Origin of the sequence: Streptomyces sp. NPDC046759 (assembly GCF_040645475.1) — a bacterium.
Lineage (GTDB): Bacteria > Actinomycetota > Actinomycetes > Streptomycetales > Streptomycetaceae > Streptomyces.
On sequence record NZ_JBEYYJ010000011.1, the window covers coordinates 96,268 to 120,650 of the forward strand.

A 24,383-nucleotide genomic window follows, 5' to 3' on the forward strand; every position below is an offset into this window, starting at 1 on the left:
CCACCGATTTGCCCGTGGGAAGGCGCCCGGATGATCGATCAGAAGATCGTTTCCGCAGGTCGGATTAGGTATGCCTAAGTGACGCAGGGCACCGCTCGATGATCCGGACGGCGCTTGTCAGGCTCCGCGGAATTACGCAACAATGGCGTTGTGAAAAACGTCGGCGAGGCTCGGGAGACCCCCCTGGGGGCCCCGCAGGAGGAACTCGCGACCGGTGAGCGCTCCACGCGCAACCGCGTCGCGCGATCCATCCTGGACCACGGCCCGTCGACCGTCGCCGAACTCGCCGGCCGGCTGGGACTGACCCAGGCGGCCGTCCGCCGTCACCTGGACGCGCTGGTCGCCGACGACGTCGTGGAGGCCCGCGAACAGCGCGTGTACGGCGCGCGCACGCGCGGCCGTCCCGCCAAGGTCTTCGCGCTGACCGACTGCGGCCGGGACGCCTTCGACCAGTCGTACGACAAGCTCGCCGTGGACGCGCTCCGCTGGATCGCCGAGCAGGGAGGCGGCCCCGAGGCGGTCGCCGCCTTCGCACGCGCCCGGATCGCCGCCCAGGCCCGCGCGTACCGCAAGGCGATCGAGGCCGTGACGCCCGACGAGCGGGCAGAAGCCCTGGCCAAGGCCTTGAGTGCGGACGGGTACGCTGCTGCGGCGCGCAGCGCACCGGTCGGCGAGCAGCTGTGCCAGCACCACTGCCCGGTCGCCCATGTCGCGGAGCAGTTCCCGCAGCTGTGCGAGGCGGAGACGGAGATCTTCGCCGAGCTGCTGGGTACCCACGTCCAGCGACTGGCGACGATCGCGCACGGCGACGGCGTCTGCACGACGTTCATCCCCAAGATTTCCAAGTCCAGCGACAACGCACCTGCAAGCACGGCCGGGAGGAACCCCGCATGACTCTCCCCACGGAGACTGCCCACCCTGAGCTCGAGGGCCTGGGCACGTACGAATACGGCTGGGCCGACTCCGACGTGGCCGGTGCCTCCGCCAGGCGCGGCCTGAACGAGGAGGTCGTCCGCGACATCTCCGGCAAGAAGTCCGAGCCGGAGTGGATGACCAAGCTGCGCCTGAAGGGTCTGAAGCTCTTCGAGAAGAAGCCCATGCCGAACTGGGGCTCGGACCTGTCGGGCATCGACTTCGACAACATCAAGTACTTCGTGCGCTCCACGGAGAAGCAGGCGGAGTCCTGGGAGGACCTGCCCGAGGACATCAAGAACACCTACGACAAGCTGGGCATCCCCGAGGCCGAGAAGCAGCGCCTCGTCGCCGGTGTCGCCGCGCAGTACGAGTCGGAGGTCGTCTACCACCAGATCCGCGAGGACCTGGAGGAGCAGGGCGTCATCTTCCTGGACACCGACACCGCCCTGAAGGAGCACCCGGAGCTCTTCAAGGAGTACTTCGGCACGGTGATCCCGGCCGGTGACAACAAGTTCGCCGCGCTCAACACCGCCGTCTGGTCCGGCGGCTCCTTCATCTACGTGCCGAAGGGCGTGCACGTCGAGATCCCGCTGCAGGCCTACTTCCGCATCAACACGGAGAACATGGGCCAGTTCGAGCGGACCCTGATCATCGTCGACGAGGGTGCCTACGTGCACTACGTCGAGGGCTGCACGGCCCCGATCTACAAGTCGGACTCGCTGCACTCCGCGGTCGTCGAGATCATCGTCAAGAAGAACGCCCGCTGCCGCTACACGACCATCCAGAACTGGTCGAACAACGTCTACAACCTGGTCACCAAGCGCGCCGTGGCCTACGAAGGCGCGACCATGGAGTGGATCGACGGCAACATCGGCTCCAAGGTGACGATGAAGTACCCGGCCGTCTACCTGATGGGCGAGCACGCCAAGGGCGAGACCCTGTCCATCGCCTTCGCGGGCGAGGGGCAGCACCAGGACGCCGGCTCCAAGATGGTCCACATGGCGCCGAACACGTCCTCCAACATCGTCTCCAAGTCGGTGGCGCGCGGCGGCGGCCGTACGTCCTACCGCGGCCTGGTCGAGATCGGCGAGGGCGCCGCCGGGTCGAAGTCCAACGTGCTCTGCGACGCGCTGCTCGTGGACACCATCTCCCGCTCCGACACGTACCCCTACGTGGACGTCCGCGAGGACGACGTGTCCATGGGCCACGAGGCGACCGTCTCCAAGGTCTCCGAGGACCAGCTCTTCTACCTGATGAGCCGCGGCCTGAGCGAGTTCGAGGCGATGGCGATGATCGTGCGCGGCTTCGTCGAGCCCATCGCCAAGGAGCTGCCCATGGAGTACGCCCTCGAGCTCAACCGGCTGATCGAGCTGCAGATGGAAGGCGCGGTCGGCTGAGACCCGCCCCGGACAGCAGCCAGCAATTTCTGACGTAGGAAGAGAGCAGACCGACAGCCATGGCTGAGGCTCAGAACTCCCCCACCCTCAACTCCGTTCGGGCGGGGGGACCCCCACCCGCGGGCTCTACCACCGCGGGCCAGATCGCGGTGGCCGCCGAGTCGACCGTCGCCACCCGCATGAGCGCGCCCCCGTCCTTCGACGTGGCGGACTTCCCGGTCCCCCACGGCCGTGAGGAGGAGTGGCGGTTCACCCCGCTGGAGCGGCTGCGCGGGCTGCACGACGGCACCGCGGTCGCCACCGGCGACGGCGTGAAGGTGGACGTACAGGCCCCCGAGGGCGTGACCGTCGAGACCGTCGGCCGTGACGACGCCCGGATCGGCAGGGCCGGCACTCCCGTGGACCGTGTCGCCGCGCAGGCGTACTCGGCGTTCGAGAAGGCCGGCGTGGTCACCGTCCCCAAGGAGATGGTCCTCACCGAGCCGATCCGCATCTCGGTGCACGGCGAGGGCGGGGTCGCCTACGGCCACCAGGTCGTCGAGCTGGGCGCCTTCGCCGAGGCCGTCGTCGTCATCGACCACACCGGTGACGCCGTGCTCGCCGCCAACGTCGACTACGTCCTCGGCGACGGCGCCAGGCTGACCGTCGTGTCCGTCCAGGACTGGGACGACAAGGCCGTCCACGTCGGCCAGCACAACGCGCTGATCGGCCGGGACGCCACCTTCAAGTCCTTCGTGGTCACCTTCGGCGGCGACCTGGTGCGCCTGCACCCGCGCGTGGCCTACGCCGGCACCGGCGGCGAGGCCGAGCTGTTCGGCCTGTACTTCACCGACTCCGGCCAGCACCAGGAGCACCGCCTCCTCGTCGACCACAACACCCCGCACTGCAAGTCCAACGTCGCGTACAAGGGCGCGCTCCAGGGCGAGGACGCGCACGCGGTCTGGATCGGTGACGTGCTCATCGAGGCCAAGGCCGAGGGCACGGACACCTACGAGATGAACCGCAACCTGGTCCTCACGGACGGCGCGCGCGTCGACTCGGTGCCGAACCTGGAGATCGAGACCGGCGAGATCGTCGGCGCCGGCCACGCCTCCGCCACCGGCCGCTTCGACGACGAGCAGCTCTTCTACCTGATGGCCCGCGGCATCCCGGAGCACGAGGCCCGCCGCCTGGTGGTCCGCGGCTTCTTCGCCGGGCTGGTCCAGCAGATCGGCGTCGCCGACATCGAGGAGCGCCTGCTCGCCAAGATCGAGCAGGAGCTGGAGGCTTCGGTCGCATGACCTTCGTACGCGCCTGTGGGCTGAGCGAGCTGGAGGAGGACACCCCGAAGCGGGTGGAACTCGACGGCACGCCGGTCTCGGTCGTCCGCACGGAGGGTGAGGTGTTCGCCATCCACGACATCTGCTCCCACGCGAACGTCTCGCTCTCCGAGGGCGAGGTGGAGGACTGCCAGATCGAGTGCTGGCTGCACGGCTCCGCCTTCGACCTGCGCACCGGCAAGCCCTCCGGCCTCCCGGCCACGCGCCCCGTCCCCGTATACCCCGTAAAGATCGAAGGGGACGACGTTCTCGTCTCCCTCACCCAGGAGTCCTGAGGCACCCATGGCAACGCTTGAAATCCGAGACCTGCACGTCACCGTCGAGGCCGACAACGCCACGAAGGAGATCCTCAAGGGCGTCGACCTCACCGTGAAGCAGGGCGAGACGCACGCCATCATGGGCCCCAACGGCTCGGGCAAGTCGACCCTCGCCTACTCGCTCGCGGGTCACCCGAAGTACACGATCACCAGCGGCACCGTCACCCTCGACGGCGAGGACGTCCTGGAGATGTCCGTCGACGAGCGCGCCCGCGCGGGCCTGTTCCTGGCGATGCAGTACCCGGTCGAGGTCCCCGGCGTCTCGGTCTCCAACTTCCTGCGCACCTCCGCCACCGCCGTCCGCGGCGAGGCCCCCAAGCTGCGCACCTGGGTGAAGGAGGTCAAGGAGGCCATGGAGCGCCTCAACATGGACCCGTCCTTCGCCGAGCGCAACGTCAACGAGGGCTTCTCCGGCGGTGAGAAGAAGCGGCACGAGATCCTCCAGCTCGAGCTGCTCAAGCCGAAGGTCGCCATCCTGGACGAGACCGACTCGGGCCTGGACGTCGACGCTCTGCGGATCGTGTCGGAGGGTGTGAACCGCGTCCGCGGGACGGGCGAGGTCGGCACCCTGCTGATCACGCACTACACGCGCATTCTGCGCTACATCAAGCCCGACCACGTCCACGTGTTCGCCGGCGGCCGCATCGTCGAGTCCGGCGGCCCGGAGCTCGCGGACAAGCTGGAGAACGAGGGCTACGAGGCATACGTGAAGGGTGGCGCATCCGCGTGACACAGCTGCCGGGCCTCCTCGACGTCGAGGCGATCCGCAAGGACTTCCCCGTACTGGACCGTGTCGTCCACGACGGCAAGAAGCTCGTGTACCTGGACAACGCTGCGACCTCGCAGAAACCGCGCCAGGTGCTGGACGCCCTGAGCGAGTACTACGAGCGCTACAACGCCAACGTCCACCGCGGTGTGCATGTGCTCGCCGAGGAAGCCACGGCGCTGTACGAGGGCGCGCGCGACAAGGTCGCCGAGTTCATCAACGCGCCGAGCCGCGACGAGGTGATCTTCACCAAGAACGCCTCCGAGTCGCTGAACCTCGTGGCGAACATGCTGGGCTGGGCCGACGAGCCCTACCGGGTGGACCACGAGACCGAGATCGTCATCACGGAGATGGAGCACCACTCCAACATCGTGCCGTGGCAGCTGCTCGCGCAGCGCACGGGCGCGAAGCTGAAGTGGTTCGGTCTCACGGAGGACGGCCGGCTCGACCTGTCGAACATCGACGAGATCATCACGGAGAAGACGAAGATTGTCTCCTTCGTGCTGGTGTCGAACATCCTGGGCACGGTCAACCCGGTCGAGGCGATAGTGCGCCGAGCGCAGGAGGTCGGTGCCCTCGTGTGCATCGACGCCTCCCAGGCCGCCCCGCATATGCCGCTGGACGTACAGGCCCTCCAGGCCGACTTCGTCGCCTTCACCGGCCACAAGATGTGCGGCCCGACCGGCATCGGCGTGCTGTGGGGCCGCCAGGAGCTGCTGGAGGATCTTCCTCCGTTCCTGGGCGGCGGCGAGATGATCGAGACGGTCTCGATGCACTCGTCCACCTACGCCCCGGCCCCGCACAAGTTCGAGGCGGGCACCCCGCCGATCGCCCAGGCGGTCGGCCTCGGCGCGGCGATCGACTACCTCCAGTCGATCGGCATGGAGAAGATCCTCGCCCACGAGCACGCGCTCACCGAGTACGCGGTGAAGAAGCTGAGCGAGGTCCCGGAGCTGCGGATCATCGGCCCGACGACGGCCGAGGACCGCGGCGCCGCGATCTCCTTCACGCTCGGCGACATCCACCCGCACGACGTGGGCCAGGTCCTCGACGAGCAGGGCATCGCGGTCCGCGTCGGCCACCACTGCGCGCGGCCCGTGTGTCTCCGGTACGGAATTCCTGCGACCACGCGAGCGTCGTTCTATCTGTACTCCACGCCGGCCGAGATCGACGCACTGGTGGACGGCCTGGAGCACGTTCGGAACTTCTTCGGCTGAAGGGCGTGCTGAAACCGTGAAGCTGGATTCGATGTACCAGGAAGTCATCCTGGACCACTACAAGAACCCCCACGGGCGTGGTCTGCGGGATGGCGACGCCGAGGTGCACCATGTGAACCCGACGTGCGGCGACGAGATCACCCTTCGCGTGAGGTACGACGGCACGAGGATCGAGGACGTCTCGTACGAGGGCCAGGGCTGCTCCATCAGCCAGGCCTCGGCCTCCGTGCTCAACGAACTCCTCGTCGGCAAGGAGCTGTCCGATGCGCAGAAGGTCCAGGAGACCTTCCTGGAGCTGATGCAGTCCAAGGGCAGGATCGAGCCGGACGACGCGATGGAGGACATCCTGGAGGACGCGGTCGCGTTCGCCGGTGTCTCCAAGTACCCCGCACGGGTCAAGTGCGCCCTCCTGAGCTGGATGGCGTGGAAGGACGCGACGGCCCAGGCGCTGGGTGGCGCCGACGCCGAAAGGAAGACGGCATGACCGACACCGCTGAGATGAAGCCGGCATCGGAGGAGGAACTCCGCGAGGCCCTCATGGACGTCGTCGACCCCGAGCTGGGTATCGACGTCGTCAACCTCGGCCTGATCTACGGCATCCACATCGACGACGCCAACATCGCGACCGTGGACATGACCCTGACCTCGGCGGCCTGCCCGCTGACGGACGTCATCGAGGACCAGGCCAAGTCCGCCACGGACGGCCTGGTCAACGAACTGCGCATCAACTGGGTCTGGATGCCGCCGTGGGGCCCCGACAAGATCACGGACGACGGCCGTGAGCAGCTGAGGGCGCTCGGGTTCAACGTCTGACCTCCGACGCCCGAGCCCACCGCGTGCGCGAAAGCGGCGGCACCTGTCCGGTGCCGCCGCTTTCGCATGCCCGCCCGGCGTGCGGTGTGTACGCCCGTACGCAAACGTTGTGTACGATCGTACACATGGGATACCTGACACTCGCCGGCGCCATCGCCGCCGAGGTCGCCGCGACGACGATGATGAAGTACAGCGAGGGTTTCAGCCGGTTGTGGCCCTCGCTCGTGACGGCGCTGGGCTACCTCGTCTCCTTCGCGCTGCTCGCCCAGACGCTGAAGACCGTCCAGATCGGCACGGCCTACGCGATCTGGTCCGGCGTCGGCACCGCCGCCATCGCGGTCCTCGGTCTGCTGCTCTTCGGTGAGGGGCTGAGCGTCGCCAAAGTCGGAGGGATCCTGCTGATCATCGGGGGCGTGGTCGTGCTGAACCTGGGCGGGGTGAGTCACTGATGCCCCGCCGATACGACCCCGACCGGCGCGGGCGCATCATCGACGCCGCGATCCGTGTCGTCGGCCGGGACGGCATCGCCGGCCTGAGCCACCGCTCGGTCGCCGCCGAGGCGGACGTCCCCCTGGGCTCCACGACCTACCACTTCGCCACCCTGGAAGAGCTGATGGTGGCCGCGCTCAGACAGGTGAACGAGAACTTCGGCCGGGTGCTGGCCGAGTGCCTGCCGGAGCACGGCGAGGGCGGCGACCTCGCCGCGGAGCTGGCCCGCGCGCTGGGCCAGTGGCTGGGCGGTGACCGGACGGGGGTGGAGCTGGAGTACGAGCTGTATCTGGCGGCCCTGCGCCGACGCGCCCTGCGCCCCGTCGCCGCCGAGTGGACCGAGGCCGCCGCGGCGCTGCTGGCCCACCGTACGGACCCGGTCACCGCCCGCGCGCTGCTCGCGCTGATGGACGGGATCTGCCTCCAGGTGCTGCTGACGGGCGGTTCGTACGACGAGGAGTACGCCCGGGCCGCGCTGGCTCGGCTGATCCCCTGAACGAGCGCCCGGCACGTGAGACGCGGTTCGCCCTGACCACCCCGCCCACGTTAGGTTTTCTCCCATGACCGAGTCTGCTTCCCGTACCACCGGCGCCGTCGCCGCCGGCCTCGCCACCATCGCCTCCGACGGCACCGTTCTCGACACCTGGTTCCCGGCCCCCGAACTGGTCGAGGAGCCGGGTCCGGCCGGCACCGAGCGGCTGACCGCCGAGCAGGCGGCCGAGCTGCTGGGCGGCGGCGCGACCGCGGCGATCGGCCCGGACGCGCGCCGGGGCATCGAAGTGGTCGCGGTCCGTACGGTCATCGCCTCCCTCGCCGAGAAGCCGATCGACGCCCACGACACCTACCTGCGCCTGCACCTGCTCTCGCACCGCCTGGTCAAGCCGCACGGCCAGAGCCTGGACGGCATCTTCGGCCACCTCGCCAACGTGGCCTGGACCTCGCTCGGCCCGGTCGCGGTGGACGACATCGAGAAGGTGCGGCTGAACGCCCGCGCCGAGGGCCTGCACCTGCAGGTCACCTCGATCGACAAGTTCCCGCGGATGACCGACTACGTCGCCCCCAAGGGCGTGCGCATCGCCGACGCCGACCGGGTACGGCTCGGCGCGCACCTCGCCGAGGGCACCACGGTGATGCACGAGGGCTTCGTCAACTTCAACGCCGGCACGCTGGGCACCTCGATGGTCGAGGGCCGCATCTCCGCGGGCGTCGTGGTCGGCAACGGCTCCGACATCGGCGGCGGCGCCTCCACCATGGGCACCCTGTCCGGCGGCGGCAACGTGATCATCTCCATCGGCGAACGCTGTCTGATCGGCGCCGAGGCGGGCGTCGGCATCGCGCTCGGCGACGAGTGCGTGGTCGAGGCCGGCCTCTACATCACCGCGGGCACCCGTATCACCATGCCCGACGGCCAGATCGTCAAGGCCCGCGAACTGAACGGCGCCTCCCACATCCTCTTCCGCCGCAACTCGGTCACCGGCACGGTCGAGGCCCGCCCGAACAACGCGGTCTGGGGCGGCCTGAACGACATCCTGCACAGCCACAACTGACCACCGGCGGCCGTGACCTCGGCCGCCTGATCGATCAACGCTGACCTGCCGGCAGCCGTCGACGTCGGTCACCATTGAGCGCCCTTCCACGGCCCGAGAACGGCCCGGGAGGGCGCCTTTGCGTTCGCTGCCCTTCTGGCCGATCGGGTAAATCCCGCTGCCGGCCAGGTGCTTGGAAGATGCGGGATCCAGACCGGGTGGCCGTGCGCCGCTTACCGGACCTGCCGAAATCCGTCAAGTCACGTGTTCTCCTGCCACGCAATCCAGGGGCATGACCCGATTCGATTGCCGGGGTGCAATGGGGATAACGGCTCACAGAGAGCAAGTTCTCTGCTCGCACCGACGGAACAGTTCTGGAGATGCGATTTACGGGCCACATTTCCCTGACTCGCACAAGAAAAGGATGTGGCAACGATGTTCCCCACTTCCGCTCACCCCCTATGCGTCGAAGCGACCCTGGATCCCCGGCTCACCCGATGGAAGTGGCTGGTGAAATGGATCCTCGCCATCCCGCACTACATCGTCCTGTTCTTCCTGTGGATCGCGTTCCTGCTTCTGAGCGGCGTCGCGTTCCTCAGCATCCTCATCACCGCCAGGTATCCCAGGCCGCTCTTCGACTTCAATGTCGGCGTCATGCGCTGGAACACGCGAGTCAATTACTACGCCTCCGCAGTGCTCGGCACCGACAAGTATCCGCCGTTCACCCTCAAAGACGTGCCCGGCTACCCGATCCGCGTCAATGTCACCTATCCCGAGCGGCTGTCCCGCGGGCTGGTTCTGGTCAAGTGGCTGCTGGTCGTCCCACAGCTGCTGGTGATCACGATACTGATGAGCAGCGGCTGGAGCGTGTACCGGCACCTCGATCACTACAGTCCGTTGTCCTCCGGACTCATCGGCCTGCTCTCTCTGTTCGCGGTGGTGATCCTGATGTTCACGGGGACCTACCCGCGGGGTCTGTTCGACTTCCTCATGGGCCTGCTGCGCTGGACGCTGAGGGTGCTCGTCTACGCGTACCTCATGACCGACAAGTACCCCCCGTTCCGGCTGGACATGGGAGGGAGCGAGCCCGTGGCAGCGGCGATACAGCCGGCGGACGGCGGGTAGATCTCCGCCGCCGGCCCAAAAGCGAGGAACATCGGCATGAGTCCGTGACCTGCCTCGACCCCAGAACAGCCACGACCGGCCGCACGCACTCCGCGAGCGCCCCTCACCATGCCGTGAGGGGCGCTCCGTCATGTGGGCAGGGAGGCCGCGAACTCCCGCAGTACCGTGAAGTCGTCCTCGCGCAGGCCGATCCTCGGGTTCACGTGATGGAGCAGGGCGGGACCCGAGTGGTGCGTGCTGACGTATCGGGTGTCGGCCGGGCTCTGCTCGTCGTCCACCCAGGCGAACGGGCGGCCCCCGGCGTACGCCACGATCGCCTCCGTCTTCCAGTGGACGCCGTCGGGACGCTCGGCGAACAGGCCGGTGCCGAAGTCGACGTACGGCAGCTCGGGCAGGCCGACGACCGGGGCGATCCAGACGTTGGCGTCGGCCATCCAGCTCGTCGCCCAGCACAGCTCGAAGCCGAGTTCCAGCAGGGCGGGGCCGTGGTCCGGGTTCAGCCAGACGCGCAGCGGGCGCCGGGAGAACAGGGGGACCCGGATCGTCGTACAGCCCGCGGGCCGGCGCTCCGGCTGGGCCGCGTACGGGTTGAGGGGGCCGTCGACGTCCAGGAACAGCAGGGGGCGGCTCACGGGAACACCGTACGGCAGGGCGGGTGGTCGCCCGCCGGGGCCGGGCACCCTCGGCAGCACCGAGGCCGTCCCGCTCAGCGGCTTGCACGAGCCGGACGCCGGCTGCGGCGCACAGGATCGGCAGCCGGTCTTCGCCGGCCGCTGATCAAAGCGCCACGAGCTCCTCGTACCGCGTCAGCAGCCCGTCGGCCCCCTCCCCGGCCGGCGGGCCAGCGGGGCGCGCACGGGGCCCGCGGGCAGGCCCAGGCGGGCGAGGAGGGCGCTTGGCGGTGACCGAGCCGGGCAGGCGCGCGCCGATCTTCGCCTGCCGAAGGGCCGGGCGGTGGTGTGGGTGCTCGTCAGCGGTGGTGTGGGGGCTCGTCATGGGCGTAGTCCCGGCCCCCCTCCGATGAAGCTCTACTTAATTTTCCTGCGGAGTACCGCTAAGCATTACTGATGTATCGGGATGACGGCCGAAGCTCCTGTGTCCAACTCGGCCCATGATGCGTCACTATGGCCGAAGGGTCACCGACGTCAGTCATGGGAGGCGCCATGAAGCTCGGCAAGGCACTGGCCACCGGAATCGCCGAGGAGCAGCCGCTCGTCCGCGAGGAGGAGATCCCGCTGCCCGAGGACACCGCCCGCACCGAACCGGCCGAGCCGGCCCGTGAAGAGGTCCCGGCCGCCCGATGAGACTGCGGCTCCCGGCGGAACGCCCGACGGAGCCGCCGACCGGATACAAGATCGCCCACCCGGTGCTGTCCCAGGACGGCGCCCGGGCCGGGTTCACGGGAGTTTCGCTCGGCGGCGCGCTGCCGTACGCCGTCCTCGACGGCGCCTCCTGCGTCTACGGTCGCCGGCACCGCCCGCCCGCACGGCTGTGCGACTGCGGTTTCCACTGTGTCCACGACCGCAGCGCCGCCGAGGCCATGCTGTGCACCGCCGAGCACCGCACGGCCCTTCTGCTGGAGGTCTCGGTCCTCGGCGCCTACATCCGCTTCGAGCGCGGCTTCCGCTACGCCCGTCAGCGGGTGCGCACGGCCACCGCGGGGCCGTGCGCCTGCGGTGCCGTCGCCGTCGCGCTCGCCGACGCCGGCTGGGGCAGACCCGGCTGGCGGGCCCTCGCCCCCATGTGCGCCGGCTGTGTGCGCGGCCGTACGTCCGTCCCGCTCGCCGGCTTCGCCCGGCTGGCCGGAGAGGGCCTGCGGGTGACCGCGCGGGGCGGCGCTTCGCCACGCACCGCCGCGTCGGGGTCCGCGACGGAGCTGGGTGTGCCCGAACTCGCCGCCGAGGCAGCCCTGTTGCAGGCGCGCCTCGACTGGTTCCAGAGTCAACTCGCGTGCCTCGGCGAACGAGGGGACGCGGGGAGCGGGGAGGGGGCGACGGACTGACGGCCCCCAGCCCGGGTACCCGGAGGTTCCGTACAGAGAGGAGGCGGAACACCGTGACCGTGACCCCGCAGGCATGGCCCGCGGCCGACGGGCGTCCCTCCGCGGGAGCACTCGTCGGCCGGGCCACCGAACAGCTCCCCCGGCTGCAGCGCCAGGAAGTCGCTCTTGCCAAGGAGGAGTTGGCGGAGAAGGGCCGCCGCGCCGGACGCGGCGGCGGGCTGCTGGGCGCCGCGGGCACCGTCGGCCAAGTCGGGCTGATCGCCCTTGCCGCGGCCGCCACCGCCGCCCTCTGTCCGGCGCTGCCCGTGTGGGCGGCGGCACTCGTCGTCGCGGGCGCGCTGTTCGCCGTCGCCGCGGTTCCGGCCGCGACGGGGCGCGCCCAGCTGCGCCGCGCCGCCCCGCGGGCGCCCGAGGAGACGCTCGGCAGCGTCAGGGCGGACGTCGACGCGATCAGGGAAAGGGCACATCGATGAAGCACAGGATCCCGCACGGCTCGGGCGCCAAGGGCCCCGACGAGCTGCGGCAGCAGATCGAGCACACCAGGCACCAGCTGGGTGACACCGTCGCCCAGCTGGTCGGCAAGGCCGACGTCAAGGAGCGCGCCCGGGTGCGGGCCGCCGACCTGATGGACAAGGCCGGCGCCATGACCGTACAGCTGCGCGCGAGTGCCGCACATGCCGGCCACGACATGCAGGGCCGGGCGGCCAAGGCCGGGCACGCGATGCAGGGCCGGGCGGCCAGGGCGGGTCACACCGTGCAGGGCAGGGCCGCACAGGCCGGTCATGCCGTACAGGGCCGGGCAGCGCAGATGGGGCACGCCGTCCAGCAGCGGGCCGAACACGCCGGGCACTCCGTCGAGGGCTCCGTCCCGCAGCCCCTGCGGGGGACGGTGCGCGCGGGCATGCGCCATCCCGGGCCGGTCCTCGCCGTGGGCGTGCTGGCCGCGGCCGCGGTGGCGGCCGGCATCGCCTGGCGCCGGCAGCACCACTGAGCGCCGGCCGGGTGCGGCAGGGCTCCGCCGCGCCCGGCGCCGTCCACCCTCTCACCGAAAATTCTGTCCTTCTGGACAAAAAAAGTTTTCGGTGGGAGGGTGGGCGCATGCTGGACGTGACCGCGATCGAGGACCCCGAGGCGGCGGCCGTGTCGCTGGACCCGGTGAGGGCCCGGCTGCTCGCCGAACTGACCGCCCAACCCGCGTCGGCGGCGATGCTGGCCGGCAAGGTCGGACTGCCCCGGCAGAAGGTGAACTACCACCTCAGGGCGCTGGAGCGGCACGGCCTGGTCGAGCTGGCCGGAGAACGCCGCAAGGGCAATGTCACCGAGCGGCTGATGCGCGCGACGGCCGCGTCGTACGTCATCTCGCCGGCCGCCCTGCCCGCCGTGCAGCCGGACCCGGACCGCTTCCGCGACCAGCTCTCCGCGCGCTGGCTGCTCGCCCTCGGCGCCCGTCTGGTGCGGGACGTCGGCGAGCTGATCACCGGCGCCGCCCGGGCCCGCAAGCGGCTCGCGACGTACGCCCTGGACGGCCAGGTCCGCTTCGCCTCCGCCGCCGACCGGGCGGCCTTCGTGCAGGAGCTGACGGCGGGCGTGAGCGCGCTGGTCCGCAAGTACGACGCGCCCGACGCCGAGGACGGCCGCGACCACCGGATCGTCGTCGCCCTCCACCCCACGGTCAAGGACCGGCCCGCCCCCGAACCGGAGAAGTGAGCAGGAACCCCGCCATGTCCAAGGAATTCGAGATCGTCCGCGAGTTCGAGGTCGATGTCCCGCCCGAGAAGGTCTGGGACGCGGTCACCACCGGCACCGGTGGCTACCTGTGGCCCATGGACCCGCCCGAGCCGCGCGAGGGCGGCAGGGGCCCCTACGGGTCCACCGTCACCGCCTGGGATCCGCCGCACCGCTACACCAGCCGCAGCGAGAACGTGGGCATGCCCACCCAGTCGCTCAACCAGCTCGACTACACCATCGAGCCCCGGGACGAGGGCCGCCGCGCCTGGGTGCGCTACGTGCACAGCGGCATCTTCACCGACGACTGGAACAACCAGTACGACGGTGCGAGCAAGCACACCAACTTCTATCTGCACACCCTGCGCGAGTACCTCACGCACTTCGCGCCCCGCCCGGTCACCTTCGCCCAGCTGAACGGGCCCGCGGCCTCGGCCGACCCGCGGGCGCTCGCCGCGGCGGGCCGCGCGCTCGGCCTGGCGGACGACGCGGCCGCCGGTACGAAGGCCGTCGTCCAGGGACCCGGCGGACGGCCCCTGGACGCCGTACTCGACTACCGCAACCCGTATTTCATCGGGCTGCGCACCGACACCGCCCTCATCCGCTTCTTCGGGCGCGGCCACTGGGGCAACCCGCTCGGCATCAGCGTCCACGACTTCGCGCCGGACGCCGACGCCGAGGCGAACGAGAGGGCCTGGCAGGACTGGCTGAACGGGACGTTCAGCCAGTCCTGAGGACCCCGGTCACGGGCGGAAGCGCAGCACCTGCGGGTCGTGGTCGCTGATCTGGTCGTTGAACTCCGAGTTGATGTGCACGCTGTCGTACTCGAAGTCGCAGCCGCGCCGGATCGCCGGGCTGATCAGGATCTGGTCCAGGACCTGCTCGTTGCCCTGGTAGTCGTAGGTGTAACGCTCGCTCTTGGGCAGCGACTTGATCGCCGACCACAGCTCGCCGTCGCCCTCGAGGATCTGCGCGGTGCCGGAGAACTCGAAGTCGTTCATGTCGCCGAGCGCGATGACGTCCGCGTTCTTCTGGACCTTCAGGATGTCCTTGACGAACGCGTTCACCGCGGTCGCCTGCGCGTGGCGCTGGATCTCCGAGCTGCGGGTCGGCGGCTGGTACTGCGAGGTCAGGCCCTGGTCGCCGCCCTTGGAGACCAGGTGGTTGGCGATCACGAAGACGGTCTTGCCGCGGAAGACGAACTGGCCGGCCAGAGGCTTGCGGCTGTCCTTCCAGGCGGCGTTCGCCGGGTCGATCCGGCCGGGGGAGACCGTCAGTTCGGCCTTGCCGTCCTCCTTGGTGACGCCGACCGCGGTGGTGGAGTCGCCGCCCGCGCGGTCCACGAAGGACACCCGCTCGGGGTTGAACAGGAACACCTGGCGGATGTTGCCGCCCGGCTGGCCGCCGTCCTGGTCGTTGACCGGGTTGATCGAGCGCCAGTCGTACTTCGGGCCGCCCGCCGCGACGATCGCGTCGATCAGTTTGTCGACGGTTTCGCTCGCGTCGACCGTTCCGTCGTCCGTGGCGCCGTTGTTGTCCTGGATCTCCTCCAGGGACACGATGTCCGGCGACTGGAGGTGGTTCACGATCGCGGCGGCGTGCTTGTCGAAGGTGGCGTCGGAGGGGTCGAGGTTCTCGACGTTGTACGTCGCCACCGCCAGCTCGCGGCCGGACTGCTTCCGGGTGGTCTCGCGCTCCAGGCCGCCGCTCTGCAGCGTGCCGAGCTTGCTCGCGACGAGGGTGTAGCCGCCGAACTGGTTGAAGTCCAGGGGGCCGGTCGTCGTGCCGGAGAGGGTGTCGCCGACGTTCGCCTTCGGGAAGTCGGCGGTCGGGCCCAGCGACTGGATCTGCAGCCGGCCCGTGTTCTGCGACTCGTAGGAACCGTAGACCGTGCCGCCGCGGCGGCTGCGGTGCTCCCACGGCTTCACGGTCACCCAGAGCTCGCTGTAGGGGTCGGTCGCGGTGACCACGCGGGTGTCCTCGACCTGGACGTTCATGCCCTCCAGGGACTCGTAGTAGTCCAGGGCGTACGTCGACGGGTCCAGGGTCAGGCCGTTGATCGAGCCCGCGGCCGCGGTGTCGCCCGCCGGTGCGTACGCGTCCGGCACCGAGTCCTCGTCGATCACGACCGGCGCCGGGACCGGGTTGCCGGTGGAGACGGTGGTGATCGTCGGCTTGGTGATCTCCGTCAGCGACTGGTTGCCCGTCGAGGCGCCGCCGGGGACGTACTCGGAGACCGTGCCGGTCACCGTCACCGAGTCGCCGACCGCGACCTTCGGCGTGGAGCTGGTGAAGACGAAGACGCCCTCGCTGGTGGCCGGATCGTCGTCCGGCGTCGGATCCTGGATCCAGAAACCTCTGGAGGAGCCGTACGCGCGCGTGGCCGTGACGATGCCGGGCACGTCCGTGACCTTCTGCCCGGCGAACGGGGATATCCGGGTCGTGCCCTGGATGTCGTGGATGCGTACCGCGTCGGCGTGCGCGGGGGAGGTGAGGACGACGGCGGACGCCGCGCTGCAGACGGCGGCGACGGTGAGCGCGGCGAGGCGCGCGGAAGACCTGCTCGGCAAGGGTTCCCTCCGGGGACATACGTGAACGCCGGGACGAGGGTGGAACGGGAGCGTGTGGGGCCGGTAGCCCTCCGTGACACGCGTAGAGCCCAGTGAACAGTTGTCCCCCGAACTTCTACGCGCGTCAATCTCCTGCCTGGCGTGGGGAGTTGTCAAGGTTCCGGCCATGTACGACTGCTGACGGCGAGATGAACCGGGCGGCATGGGTGGAAATCCGTCTAGGCTGAGCGGTTGAGCCCGTTCACGGTCCGAGGAGAACCAGCCGATGTCAGACAGCTCCCCCCTGCCGCCCGTACGGCTGCACCCCGAAGCGGAGCTGGCGCGCGCCGCGCTGTCCACGCCGTTGCTCTCCCGCGCCGCCCGCCTCGCCCGCTGGGCCGGCCCCGGCACCCGCGTCGACGCCGGCGGCGCCCTGGCCGAGGAGCAGCTTCCGGCAGCCGCCGAACTGCTCGGGCTGAGCGGCGACGACGCCGCCGCGTACGCCGGCGAGGCCTGGCGGGTCGCCGTGGACGCGGGGCTCGTGGAGATCGTGGACGAGGAGGCCGGGACCGTCCGGGCGGCGCAGCGGCTGAAACGGCTCACCGGTGGCTCCCCGGCCGAGGTGCTCGGCGTGTGGCTCGCCGCGCTGGAGACCGTACTCGCCGACGCGAGCGTGCCCGATCTGGACGATCTGGTCGACGCCCTGGACGAGGGCGGCGAGATCGATTTCTCGTCACTCGACTGGGACCCGCAGGCCGAGGCGGAGTTCCTGGACGGCGTCCTCGGCAATCTGTACATGCTGACGGTGAGTGAGGACGGCCCCGGCGACTCGCCCGTCCCGCTCCCCGCTCTCGCCGCCTCGATGCTCGTCCCCGACGGCATGGGCGAACCCACCAACGACGTCCTGGAGCAGGTCTCCGACGCGATGATGCGGCTGGACGACCAGTTCAGGATGCTGGAGCCGGTGGGGCTCGTGGAGTACCAGCCGGTGGACGAGGCGTTGATGGCCGACGGCGACGAGGGATCCGCCGCGCCCATGGACGACACCGACGTCTCGCGGTACGGCATGGTGCGGCTCACCCCGCTCGGCGCGTACGGGCTGCGGGCACGGCTGCTGGAGGCCGGGTTGGCGGCGCCGGCGGTCGGTGAACTCGCCGACAAGGGAGCGGACGCGCTGCTCGACGGTACGGCGCGGTTCGGCCGGGCGGCGGCGCGGGGCGAGACCGAGCAGTGGCTCGCCCGGCGCGAACCGCTCACCGCCGCGAGGGAGTTGCTGGCGGCGGCACGCGGTGCGGACGCGGGGGCGCCGCTGCGGCGGCTGCGCTGCCAGCAGGCGCTGTCCCTGGTCGGCGAGGAGGCCGAGCCGGCGTTGCGGGAGGTGCTGGACGATCCCGAACTGGGCGGCCTGGCCCGCGTCTGGCTCAGCGAGCGGGGTGCGGCGGGGGTCCCCGCACCCTCCGAGGAACTGGTGTTCTGGCTGACCGTCGACACGGTGGCCGCGCAGCTGGCCGCCGAGGGCAACTCCGAGGAACTCCAGGCGCTGGTGGAGGGGCTGGCCGCGCAGCACAGCGGGTTCTTCGCGACCGCCTGGCGGGTGGAACACCCGGCCACGGCCGATGTGCTCGAGGCGATGGGGCGGCTGCACCCGGACAAGAAGGTGGCGAAGGAGGCGCGGAAGGCCGCGTTCAAGGCGCGGTCGGCGCAGGGCGGCTGAGCGCCTCTTGGGCCGGCCATGGGGTGGTGCATACGGATTCTTGAACAAGGGTCTGCGGCGTCGCGTGGCGTTCAGCTCCCGTTCAGGGTGCGGCGGGAGTGTGTGCGCCGAACGAGGTCCGCCGCCCTCCACGGCTCCCACCGTCTCAGGAGACACACATGTCGCTCACCCGCAGGGACTTCGCCGGAAAGTCAGCGATCACCGGTGCCGGGGTCGCCCTGACGGGCAGCGTCGGCGCGCTCGCCAGCGCGCCCAACGCCCTCGCCGCGACGGACATCGACACCACCGGGGCGGAGTCGGCACACGGTGGTCACCACAGCGTCGGCTACGGCCCGCTGCTCTCCGACCCGAACGGCATCCTCGCCCTGCCCGCGGGCTTCAGCTACGAGATCATCACCTACAGCGGCAGGACCACGCTGGAGTCGGGTGAGTTCACTCCGTCCAATCACGACGGCACCGCCACCTTCGAGGGCCCCCGCGGCACCACCCTGCTGGTCAACAACCACGAACTCGCCGGCGCGCGCGCCCAGTGGCCGCACCCGGTGCCGCTCACCGAGGGCCTGGTCTACGACCCGGCCGCGGCCGGCGGCTGCACCGTCGTCGAGGTCCGCCGCGGCGGCGAGGTCGCCGAGTGGGTCGGCATCGCCGGCACCGCCACCAACTGCGCCGGGGGCAGCACCCCTTGGGGTACCTGGCTGACCTGTGAGGAGACCGAGGACAAGGCCGGGAAGAACGGCTTCACCATGGACCACGGCTACGTCTTCGAGGTCGACCCCGAGGACCGCCGCGCCAACCGCGACCCCAAGCCGGTCAAGGCCCTCGGCCGCTACGCCCACGAGGCCGTGGTCATCGACCCCAAGCGCGGCCACCTCTACCTCACCGAGGACGCGTCCGGCCCCAACGGCCTGCTCTACCGCTGGACCCCGCCGGAGGGCTTCCGGCACGGCCGCGGCAGGCTGCGCACCCTCGCCGACGACGCGGGCAGGCTCCAGGCCTTCAAGTGCTTCGACTCCGGCGGCAGGTTCGTGGACGACCTGTCCCGCGCCACCAGGACCGGCACCGTCTACGGCGTCGACTGGGTGGACGTCCCCGACCGCGACGCCCAGCAGGTCTCCACCCGCAGGCAGTTCACCGACGACCGGATCACCCGCGCCCGCAAGCTGGAGGGCATGTGGTGGGGCGACGGCGGCGCCTACGTCGTCTCCTCCTACGCCCGCGCGGAGAGCCCGGTCCACCACGACGGGCAGGTCTGGTTCTATGACCCGGCGCGCCGCACCCTCACCCTGAAGGTGCTGCTCGGCGTGAACCCCGACCCGGCCAGGGACGGCGCCTTCGACGGCCCGGACAACATCACCGTCTCCCCGTACGGAGGCCTGGTCGTCGCCGAGGACGGCGAGGGCGTCCAGCACCTGTTCGGCGCCACCGAGAGCGGCCGCACCTACCCCATCGCCCGGAACGAACTCAACATCGGTACCGAAGCGGAGCCCGAGTACAGCGAGTTCACCGGCGTCACCTTCTCGCCCGACGGCAGGACCCTGTACGCCAACATCCAGACGCCCGGCATCATGCTCGCCGTCACCGGACCGTGGAAGCGGCAGAAGCGGTAATAAATTCGTTCGCCCGGCCCGCGGCCTGCCTCCTAAAGTGATCCATGTCCAGGTGCGACAGGCAGGACCTACTTCCGCTCATAACGGGGAGGCCGCGGGTTCGAGTCCCGCCACCGGCTCCGACAGGCCGGTGTAGCTCAGGGGTGAGAGCACCACACGTCGGTTCCGCCGACCTCGATCTCTGGACACCGAAAACTTCACGCACCTCCCGGTGCGAAGGCAGCGGCTACTTCTCTCCAAAAGAACCCACGCCGCCGCCGGCTCTGATCTCGGGAGGCGTGGCACACGGTGGGTGTCCGGTGCGCAGGCAGCGGATACTTCGGGACACGGTATGTTGCGGGTTCGAATCCCGTCACCGACTTCGGGTCGGTGTGGCGGAAATGGAAGACGCGCCGGGTGTGTGTTCCGTCGCAGACCCCTGATCTCGGACACCCTCCCTTTGCCGCGCCTCCCTCCGAATGGACAAAGAATTCGGGGGAATTCACCATGGCGCGATTCAACACGCGTACAGCGAAGGCACAGCCGAAGTCGGCGGTGACCACGACGGGCCGGATCCTGCGGACCCACGAGGGCGGCCGGGGGCGGGAGCGGGAGCCGCGCTCGGAGCTCTTTCTTCTCGCGATCTCGAACTTCGTCTCGCAGGACACCTTCTACGAGTGCGGCGCCGACCGCGACGACCGCTTCACCCGTCTGGTGCGCGACCTCGCCGTCAGCGACCCGGAGTGGACGGCCGGACTGCTCGGCTGGCTGCGCGGTGCGGGAAACATGCGGACGGCGTCCCTCGTGGGCGCCGCCGAGTACGTGCACGCGCGTCTGACGTCCGGTGCGACCCACGGCCCTTCCAACCGGCAGGTCGTGGACTCCGTCCTGCAGCGCCCGGACGAGCCCGGCGAGTTGCTCGCGTACTGGACGTCGGCGTACGGCCGTGCCGTCCCCAAGCCGGTCAAGCGCGGGATCGCCGACGCCGTACGACGGCTGTACCACGCCAAGTCGCTGCTGAGGTACGACACCGCCGCCAAGGGCTACCGCTTCGGCGACGTCCTCAACCTGGTGCACGCGGTCCCGGCCCCGGACAAGCCGTGGCAGGGCGAGCTGTTCCGGTACGCCCTCGACCGCCGGCACCACCCGGACACCGCCGTGCCGCCCTCGTCGCTCCCGGTGCTCACCGCGCACCGCGAGCTGATGGCGCTGCCCGTCGAGGAGCGGCGGGCCGTCGTCACCTCGCCCACAGGCGCCGAGCGGCTGGCAGCGGCCGGTCTCACCTGGGAGGCGCTGGCCGGCTGGCTGCACGGCCCGATGGACAAGGCGGCCTGGGAGGCCGTGATCCCGTCCATGGGCGCCATGGCACTGGTGCGCAACCTGCGCAACTTCGACGAGGCCGGGGTGTCCGACGAGGTCGCGGCCCGGGTGGCGGCAAGGATCAGCGACCCGGAGCAGGTGGCACGCTCGCGGCAGTTCCCGTTCCGCTACCTCGCCGCCCACCGGCACGCGCCGTCGCTGCGCTGGTCCTACCCGCTGGAGCAGGCGCTCGGCCACTCGCTGGCCAACGTGCCCGCGCTGCCGGGCCGGACGCTGGTCCTGGTCGACCGGTCGGGCTCGATGTTCTGGGCGCGGTCGCGGGACCGCTCGGAGCTGACCCGGGCCGACGCGGCGGCGATCTTCGGCACCGCGCTCGCCCTGCGGGCGGCCGACGCCGACCTGGTCGAGTTCGGCACGACCAGCAACAAGGTGAAGTTCCGTAAGGGGGAGTCCGTGTTGAAGATCCTGGAGCGCTTCGGAGACCTGGGCGGTACCGACACCACCGGCGCCGTGCGCCGGCACTACGCGCACCACGACCGGGTGCTGATCGTCACCGACGAGCAGTACGCCCCGAACCGGCACGGCGACCCGACCGCCCAGGTGCCGGCCCATGTGCCCGTCTACACCTGGAACCTGGAGGGCTACCGGGCGGGCCACGGACCGTCGGGCGCGGGAAACCGGCACACCTTCGGTGGCCTGTCGGACGCGGCCTTCCGGATGGTGCCCCTGCTCGAGGCGGCCGACGACAGCCGCTGGCCGTGGCAGGCCTGAGCGGCATGCGGCCCCGAGCGGCATGCGGCCCCGGGCGGCATGCGGCCCCGAGCGGCGTGCGGCCCCTGAGCCGCACAGGTGACAGTGGCCCGCGCTCCTAGGGGGCGCGGGCCACGCGCTTGTCCGTGCCCGCCTCCGGTGAGGAGCGGACGTACGGCGGGCCCGTGAGCAGGCCGCCCGGCTCGGGGGCGGCGGCCGTCGGCGGGCAGGGCCATGATGGCGGTATGACCTGCCCTCCGGCGCCCGGCCCGGCCGAGGACCCCCGGCCGGAGGCGGTCCCCGGCCGCCTCTCGTCGGTGCCCACGCCCCGGACGGCCGTGGCATGGCTGCCCCCGGCCGGGCTGTGGCCCGCCATCCAGGGCATCCGCGTCGAGCACGACCCGCAGATCCGCCGCTGGCCGCCCCACGTGAACCTCCTCTTCGGCTTCGTGCCGGAGGAGGACTTCCCGGCCGCGCTCCCGCTGCTGGCCGCCGCGGCGGCGGAGTGCGAGCCCTTCGACATCAGGCTCGGCGCAGTCCGTGCCTTCCGTCACCGGTCCTACGCCACCGTCTGGCTCGACCCCGCGACGGCCGGCCTCGCGCCCTGGACGGAGCTCAGGCGTGCGCTGGCGGAAACCTTCCCGGCCTGCACGGACCGCTTCCCGCGCTTCACCCCGCACCTCTCGCTCGGGCGTACCCGCGTCCCGCGGGTCCTCGCCGCAGAATGCGCCGCCCGGCTCGGCGTGCTGCACGCGCGCGTGGCCGAGATCGTGCTGCTGTCACGCCGCGATGACGGCCCCATGCGGACGCGCGCCACCATCGACCTGGGCAGCGGCGCGGTACGCCGTCGTCCCGGCCCGGACCCGGCGGCCGGCGGGTACGGACCACCGGTGTCCGGCTGACCGGGCCGATAGGATTCGGAGAGGATCCCCGTTTGGCGAGGAGCAGTTGGATGGCGCAGCTCAGGCCCATGCGCGCGGACGCTCGGCGCAATTACGAGCGGTTGCTGCAGGTGGCGGCCGAGGCCTTCGCCGAGCACGGGGAGAACGCCTCGCTGGACGACATCGCCAAGCGGGCCGGGGTCGGCTCGGGCACGCTCTACCGGCACTTCCCGACCCGGCAGGACCTGCTGGAGGCCGCGTACATGGACCGGATCCAGGCCATGGCGGCCCGGGCCGGGGAGCTGGCCGCGCAGCTGCCGCCGGGCGAGGCGCTGATGGAGTGGCTCGACGAGGTGTGCGTCGGGACGATCCAGGTGCGGGGCCTGAAGGCGCTGCTGGGTTCGGCCGTCACCGACGGCAGCTCCGTCGCGGGCGCCGCCTGCGGCACCTTTGTGCAGGACGCGGCGCGACGGCTGGTGGAGGCGGCGCAGCGCGAGGGCAGCCTGCGGCCGGACGTCGAGCCGATCGAGGTGCTGCGCCTCGCGCACGGCGTGGCCTCGGCGTCGGAGCTGGCGGACGGACAGGGAAGGCAGATCCGACGCTATCTGTCCCTGGTGACCGAGGGTCTGCGGCCGGGCGGAACGGCCGGACCGGCGGGCGCCCCCTGACCTACGGGGGCGCCACCGGCCGGCGTACGACCGCCTACAGAGCCCGCGCTCCCGGCTCCACCATGTTGCGCACCGTGCGGGCCTTGACGAAGTCGCCCATCGCCGTCATGTCCCACTCGCCGGAGAACTGGCGGACGAGTTTGGCCATCATCACGCCGGTCTGGGGTTCGGCGTGGGTGAGGTCGAAGCGGACCAGTTCCTCGCCGGTGGTGGCGTCCAGCAGACGGCAGTAGGCCTTGGCGACCTCGGTGAACTTCTGCCCGGAGAAGGAATTGACCGTGAAGACCAGGCCGGAGACCTCCAGGGGGAGGCGGCCCAGGTCGACTGTGATCGCCTCGTCGTCGCCCGCGCCCTCGCCGGTGAGGTTGTCGCCGGAGTGCCTGACCGCGCCGTTCAGGATCGTCAGCTTGCCGAAGTAGCAGCTGTCGATGTGGTTGCGCTGCGGTCCGTAGGCGATGACCGAGGCGTCCAGGTCGATGTCCTTGCCGCGGAAGGCGGGCTCCCAGCCGAGGCCCATCCGCACCTGGGAGAGCAGCGGGCGGCCGCCCTTGATCAGGGACACGGTCTGGTTCTTCTGCAGGCTGACCCGGCCCTTGTCCAGGTTGATCTTCCCGCCGCCCGGCGCGGGCGCCGCCGGGGAAGCGGGCAGCGGCGGGGCCGGCGGGGTGGCCGGCGGCTGCACGGCGGGCGGCGGCGGGACGACCGGATGCTGCGGGGCTGCGGGGGCCGCGGCCGGCTGCGGGGGCGCCGCGGGCGTGGCCGCCGGCTCCTCCACCGTCACTCCGAAGTCCGTCGCGATGCCGGCCAGCCCGTTTGCGTACCCCTGGCCGACCGCGCGGGCCTTCCAGGCGCCGCCCCGGCGGTAGATCTCCACGACGACCAGCGCCGTCTCCGTGCCGAGCTGCGGCGGGGTGAACGTGGCCAGCACCGCGCCGCCGTCCGTGTCGCGGATCGTGGCCGTCGGCTCGATGCCGTGGAAGGTCTGGCCGGCCGCGTCCGGGCTCGCGGTGACCACGATCTTCTCGATGTCCGGCGGGACGGCGGCGGTGTCGACCGTGATCGCGTCCGGCGCCGCACCGCCCCCGGAGGTGTGGGTCACGCCCGGTCCCGTCGGCTGGTTGTAGAAGACGAAGTCGTCGTCCGAGCGCACCTTGCCGTCGGCCGTGAGCAGCAGGCCCGACACGTCGAGCCGCACCGGGGCGGCCACGTCCACCGTCACGCGGACGGCGGGGAGAGGGATGTTCGAGCCAGGGGTCATAGCTGTCATGGCCGGTGAACGAACGAGACCGATTTACCGTTCCCTT

The 24,383-nt window shown here is 70.8% G+C and carries 26 protein-coding genes; 23 read left to right on the top strand and 3 right to left on the bottom strand.

Translation table 11 applies throughout. From position 1 onward, the window contains the following. Nucleotides 1-150: 150 nt before the first annotated feature. From ABZ919_RS17185 to ABZ919_RS17240, 12 genes are all read left to right on the top strand, one after another. The gene (locus ABZ919_RS17185; RefSeq protein ID WP_361248175.1) at nt 151-894 is read left to right on the top strand and encodes an ArsR family transcriptional regulator; all 744 of its coding nucleotides are present in this window, start codon (nt 151-153) and stop codon (nt 892-894) included. After that, complete coding sequence (sufB, locus tag ABZ919_RS17190) at nt 891-2,312, top strand: Fe-S cluster assembly protein SufB (protein WP_361248177.1); 1,422 nt, start codon at nt 891-893, stop codon at nt 2,310-2,312. Before ABZ919_RS17185 ends, sufB begins: the two co-directional genes overlap by 4 nt. A gap of 59 nt (nt 2,313-2,371) precedes the next feature. Then, a complete protein-coding gene (gene sufD / locus ABZ919_RS17195) occupies nt 2,372-3,592 on the top strand; it encodes a Fe-S cluster assembly protein SufD (RefSeq protein ID WP_361248179.1) in 1,221 nt (406 codons plus the stop codon). After that, nucleotides 3,589-3,906, top strand: coding sequence for a non-heme iron oxygenase ferredoxin subunit (locus ABZ919_RS17200; protein WP_004002164.1), 318 nt, complete (start codon nt 3,589-3,591; stop codon nt 3,904-3,906). The genes sufD and ABZ919_RS17200 overlap by 4 nt, the downstream gene beginning before the upstream one ends. 7 nt (nt 3,907-3,913) lie before the next feature. Continuing rightward, nucleotides 3,914-4,678, top strand: coding sequence for a Fe-S cluster assembly ATPase SufC (sufC, locus tag ABZ919_RS17205; protein ID WP_361248181.1), 765 nt, complete (start codon nt 3,914-3,916; stop codon nt 4,676-4,678). Continuing rightward, nucleotides 4,675-5,931: a cysteine desulfurase gene (locus ABZ919_RS17210; RefSeq protein ID WP_361248183.1), complete on the top strand. Its 1,257-nt coding sequence runs from the start codon at nt 4,675-4,677 to the stop codon at nt 5,929-5,931. Before sufC ends, ABZ919_RS17210 begins: the two co-directional genes overlap by 4 nt. A 16-nt stretch (nt 5,932-5,947) precedes the next feature. After that, the gene (gene sufU / locus ABZ919_RS17215; RefSeq protein ID WP_361248185.1) at nt 5,948-6,415 is read left to right on the top strand and encodes a Fe-S cluster assembly sulfur transfer protein SufU; all 468 of its coding nucleotides are present in this window, start codon (nt 5,948-5,950) and stop codon (nt 6,413-6,415) included. Next, complete coding sequence (locus ABZ919_RS17220; RefSeq protein ID WP_103784224.1) at nt 6,412-6,744, top strand: metal-sulfur cluster assembly factor; 333 nt, start codon at nt 6,412-6,414, stop codon at nt 6,742-6,744. The genes sufU and ABZ919_RS17220 overlap by 4 nt, the downstream gene beginning before the upstream one ends. A 125-nt stretch (nt 6,745-6,869) precedes the next feature. Beyond that, nucleotides 6,870-7,193, top strand: coding sequence for a multidrug efflux SMR transporter (locus ABZ919_RS17225; protein ID WP_361248186.1), 324 nt, complete (start codon nt 6,870-6,872; stop codon nt 7,191-7,193). After that, entirely contained in the window at nt 7,193-7,729 is a 537-nt protein-coding gene (locus ABZ919_RS17230) for a TetR family transcriptional regulator (protein WP_361248188.1), read from the top strand. The genes ABZ919_RS17225 and ABZ919_RS17230 overlap by 1 nt, the downstream gene beginning before the upstream one ends. Nucleotides 7,730-7,793: 64 nt before the next feature. Then, nucleotides 7,794-8,780, top strand: coding sequence for a 2,3,4,5-tetrahydropyridine-2,6-dicarboxylate N-succinyltransferase (dapD, locus tag ABZ919_RS17235; protein ID WP_361248189.1), 987 nt, complete (start codon nt 7,794-7,796; stop codon nt 8,778-8,780). 414 nt (nt 8,781-9,194) lie between these two features. Beyond that, on the top strand, nt 9,195-9,884 hold the full coding sequence (locus ABZ919_RS17240) for a DUF4389 domain-containing protein (protein WP_361248191.1): 690 nt from the start codon (nt 9,195-9,197) through the stop codon (nt 9,882-9,884). A gap of 128 nt (nt 9,885-10,012) precedes the next feature. Here ABZ919_RS17240 and ABZ919_RS17245 read toward each other — a convergent pair whose 3' ends face one another. Then, the gene (locus ABZ919_RS17245) at nt 10,013-10,516 is read right to left on the bottom strand and encodes a hypothetical protein (RefSeq protein WP_361248193.1); all 504 of its coding nucleotides are present in this window, start codon (nt 10,514-10,516) and stop codon (nt 10,013-10,015) included. 531 nt (nt 10,517-11,047) lie between these two features. Between ABZ919_RS17245 and ABZ919_RS17250 the strand changes: the two genes are divergently transcribed. The 6 genes from ABZ919_RS17250 (at nt 11,048) to ABZ919_RS17275 (ending at nt 14,345) form a co-directional block, all read left to right on the top strand. Continuing rightward, a complete protein-coding gene (locus ABZ919_RS17250) occupies nt 11,048-11,188 on the top strand; it encodes a hypothetical protein (RefSeq protein WP_361248195.1) in 141 nt (46 codons plus the stop codon). After that, entirely contained in the window at nt 11,185-11,886 is a 702-nt protein-coding gene (locus ABZ919_RS17255) for a hypothetical protein (RefSeq protein WP_361248197.1), read from the top strand. The genes ABZ919_RS17250 and ABZ919_RS17255 overlap by 4 nt, the downstream gene beginning before the upstream one ends. A gap of 53 nt (nt 11,887-11,939) precedes the next feature. After that, nucleotides 11,940-12,359 carry a phage holin family protein gene (locus ABZ919_RS17260; protein ID WP_361248198.1) on the top strand — a complete coding sequence of 140 codons (420 nt, stop codon included), beginning with the start codon at nt 11,940-11,942 and terminating at the stop codon, nt 12,357-12,359. After that, nucleotides 12,356-12,877 (top strand): DUF3618 domain-containing protein, encoded by a 522-nt coding sequence (locus ABZ919_RS17265; RefSeq protein ID WP_361248200.1) that lies wholly within the window; start codon nt 12,356-12,358, stop codon nt 12,875-12,877. Before ABZ919_RS17260 ends, ABZ919_RS17265 begins: the two co-directional genes overlap by 4 nt. 107 nt (nt 12,878-12,984) lie before the next feature. Further along, entirely contained in the window at nt 12,985-13,593 is a 609-nt protein-coding gene (locus ABZ919_RS17270; RefSeq protein WP_361248202.1) for a helix-turn-helix domain-containing protein, read from the top strand. Between the two features lie 14 nt (nt 13,594-13,607). Then, nucleotides 13,608-14,345 (top strand): SRPBCC domain-containing protein, encoded by a 738-nt coding sequence (locus ABZ919_RS17275; RefSeq protein ID WP_361248203.1) that lies wholly within the window; start codon nt 13,608-13,610, stop codon nt 14,343-14,345. 9 nt (nt 14,346-14,354) lie between these two features. Here the strand turns inward: ABZ919_RS17275 and ABZ919_RS17280 are convergent, their stop codons facing one another. Next, complete coding sequence (locus ABZ919_RS17280; RefSeq protein ID WP_361248205.1) at nt 14,355-16,181, bottom strand: endonuclease/exonuclease/phosphatase family protein; 1,827 nt, start codon at nt 16,179-16,181, stop codon at nt 14,355-14,357. Between the two features lie 265 nt (nt 16,182-16,446). Here ABZ919_RS17280 and ABZ919_RS17285 point away from each other — a divergent pair, with 265 nt between their 5' ends. The 5 genes from ABZ919_RS17285 to ABZ919_RS17305 all read left to right on the top strand — a co-directional run bounded on the left by ABZ919_RS17285 (nt 16,447) and on the right by ABZ919_RS17305 (nt 23,079). Beyond that, on the top strand, nt 16,447-17,874 hold the full coding sequence (locus tag ABZ919_RS17285) for a hypothetical protein (RefSeq protein ID WP_361248207.1): 1,428 nt from the start codon (nt 16,447-16,449) through the stop codon (nt 17,872-17,874). A 158-nt stretch (nt 17,875-18,032) separates the two neighbouring features. Next, nucleotides 18,033-19,481, top strand: a complete 1,449-nt coding sequence (locus ABZ919_RS17290) for an alkaline phosphatase PhoX (RefSeq protein ID WP_361248209.1) — start codon at nt 18,033-18,035, stop codon at nt 19,479-19,481. A gap of 486 nt (nt 19,482-19,967) precedes the next feature. Continuing rightward, nucleotides 19,968-21,551: a TROVE domain-containing protein gene (locus ABZ919_RS17295; RefSeq protein WP_361248210.1), complete on the top strand. Its 1,584-nt coding sequence runs from the start codon at nt 19,968-19,970 to the stop codon at nt 21,549-21,551. Nucleotides 21,552-21,775: 224 nt separating this feature from the next. Further along, nucleotides 21,776-22,432 carry a 2'-5' RNA ligase family protein gene (locus ABZ919_RS17300; RefSeq protein WP_361248212.1) on the top strand — a complete coding sequence of 219 codons (657 nt, stop codon included), beginning with the start codon at nt 21,776-21,778 and terminating at the stop codon, nt 22,430-22,432. Nucleotides 22,433-22,482: 50 nt separating this feature from the next. Then, nucleotides 22,483-23,079: a helix-turn-helix domain-containing protein gene (locus ABZ919_RS17305; RefSeq protein WP_361248214.1), complete on the top strand. Its 597-nt coding sequence runs from the start codon at nt 22,483-22,485 to the stop codon at nt 23,077-23,079. A gap of 34 nt (nt 23,080-23,113) precedes the next feature. Here ABZ919_RS17305 and ABZ919_RS17310 read toward each other — a convergent pair whose 3' ends face one another. After that, nucleotides 23,114-24,337, bottom strand: coding sequence for a TerD family protein (locus tag ABZ919_RS17310; RefSeq protein ID WP_361248215.1), 1,224 nt, complete (start codon nt 24,335-24,337; stop codon nt 23,114-23,116). Nucleotides 24,338-24,383: the final 46 nt, after the last annotated feature.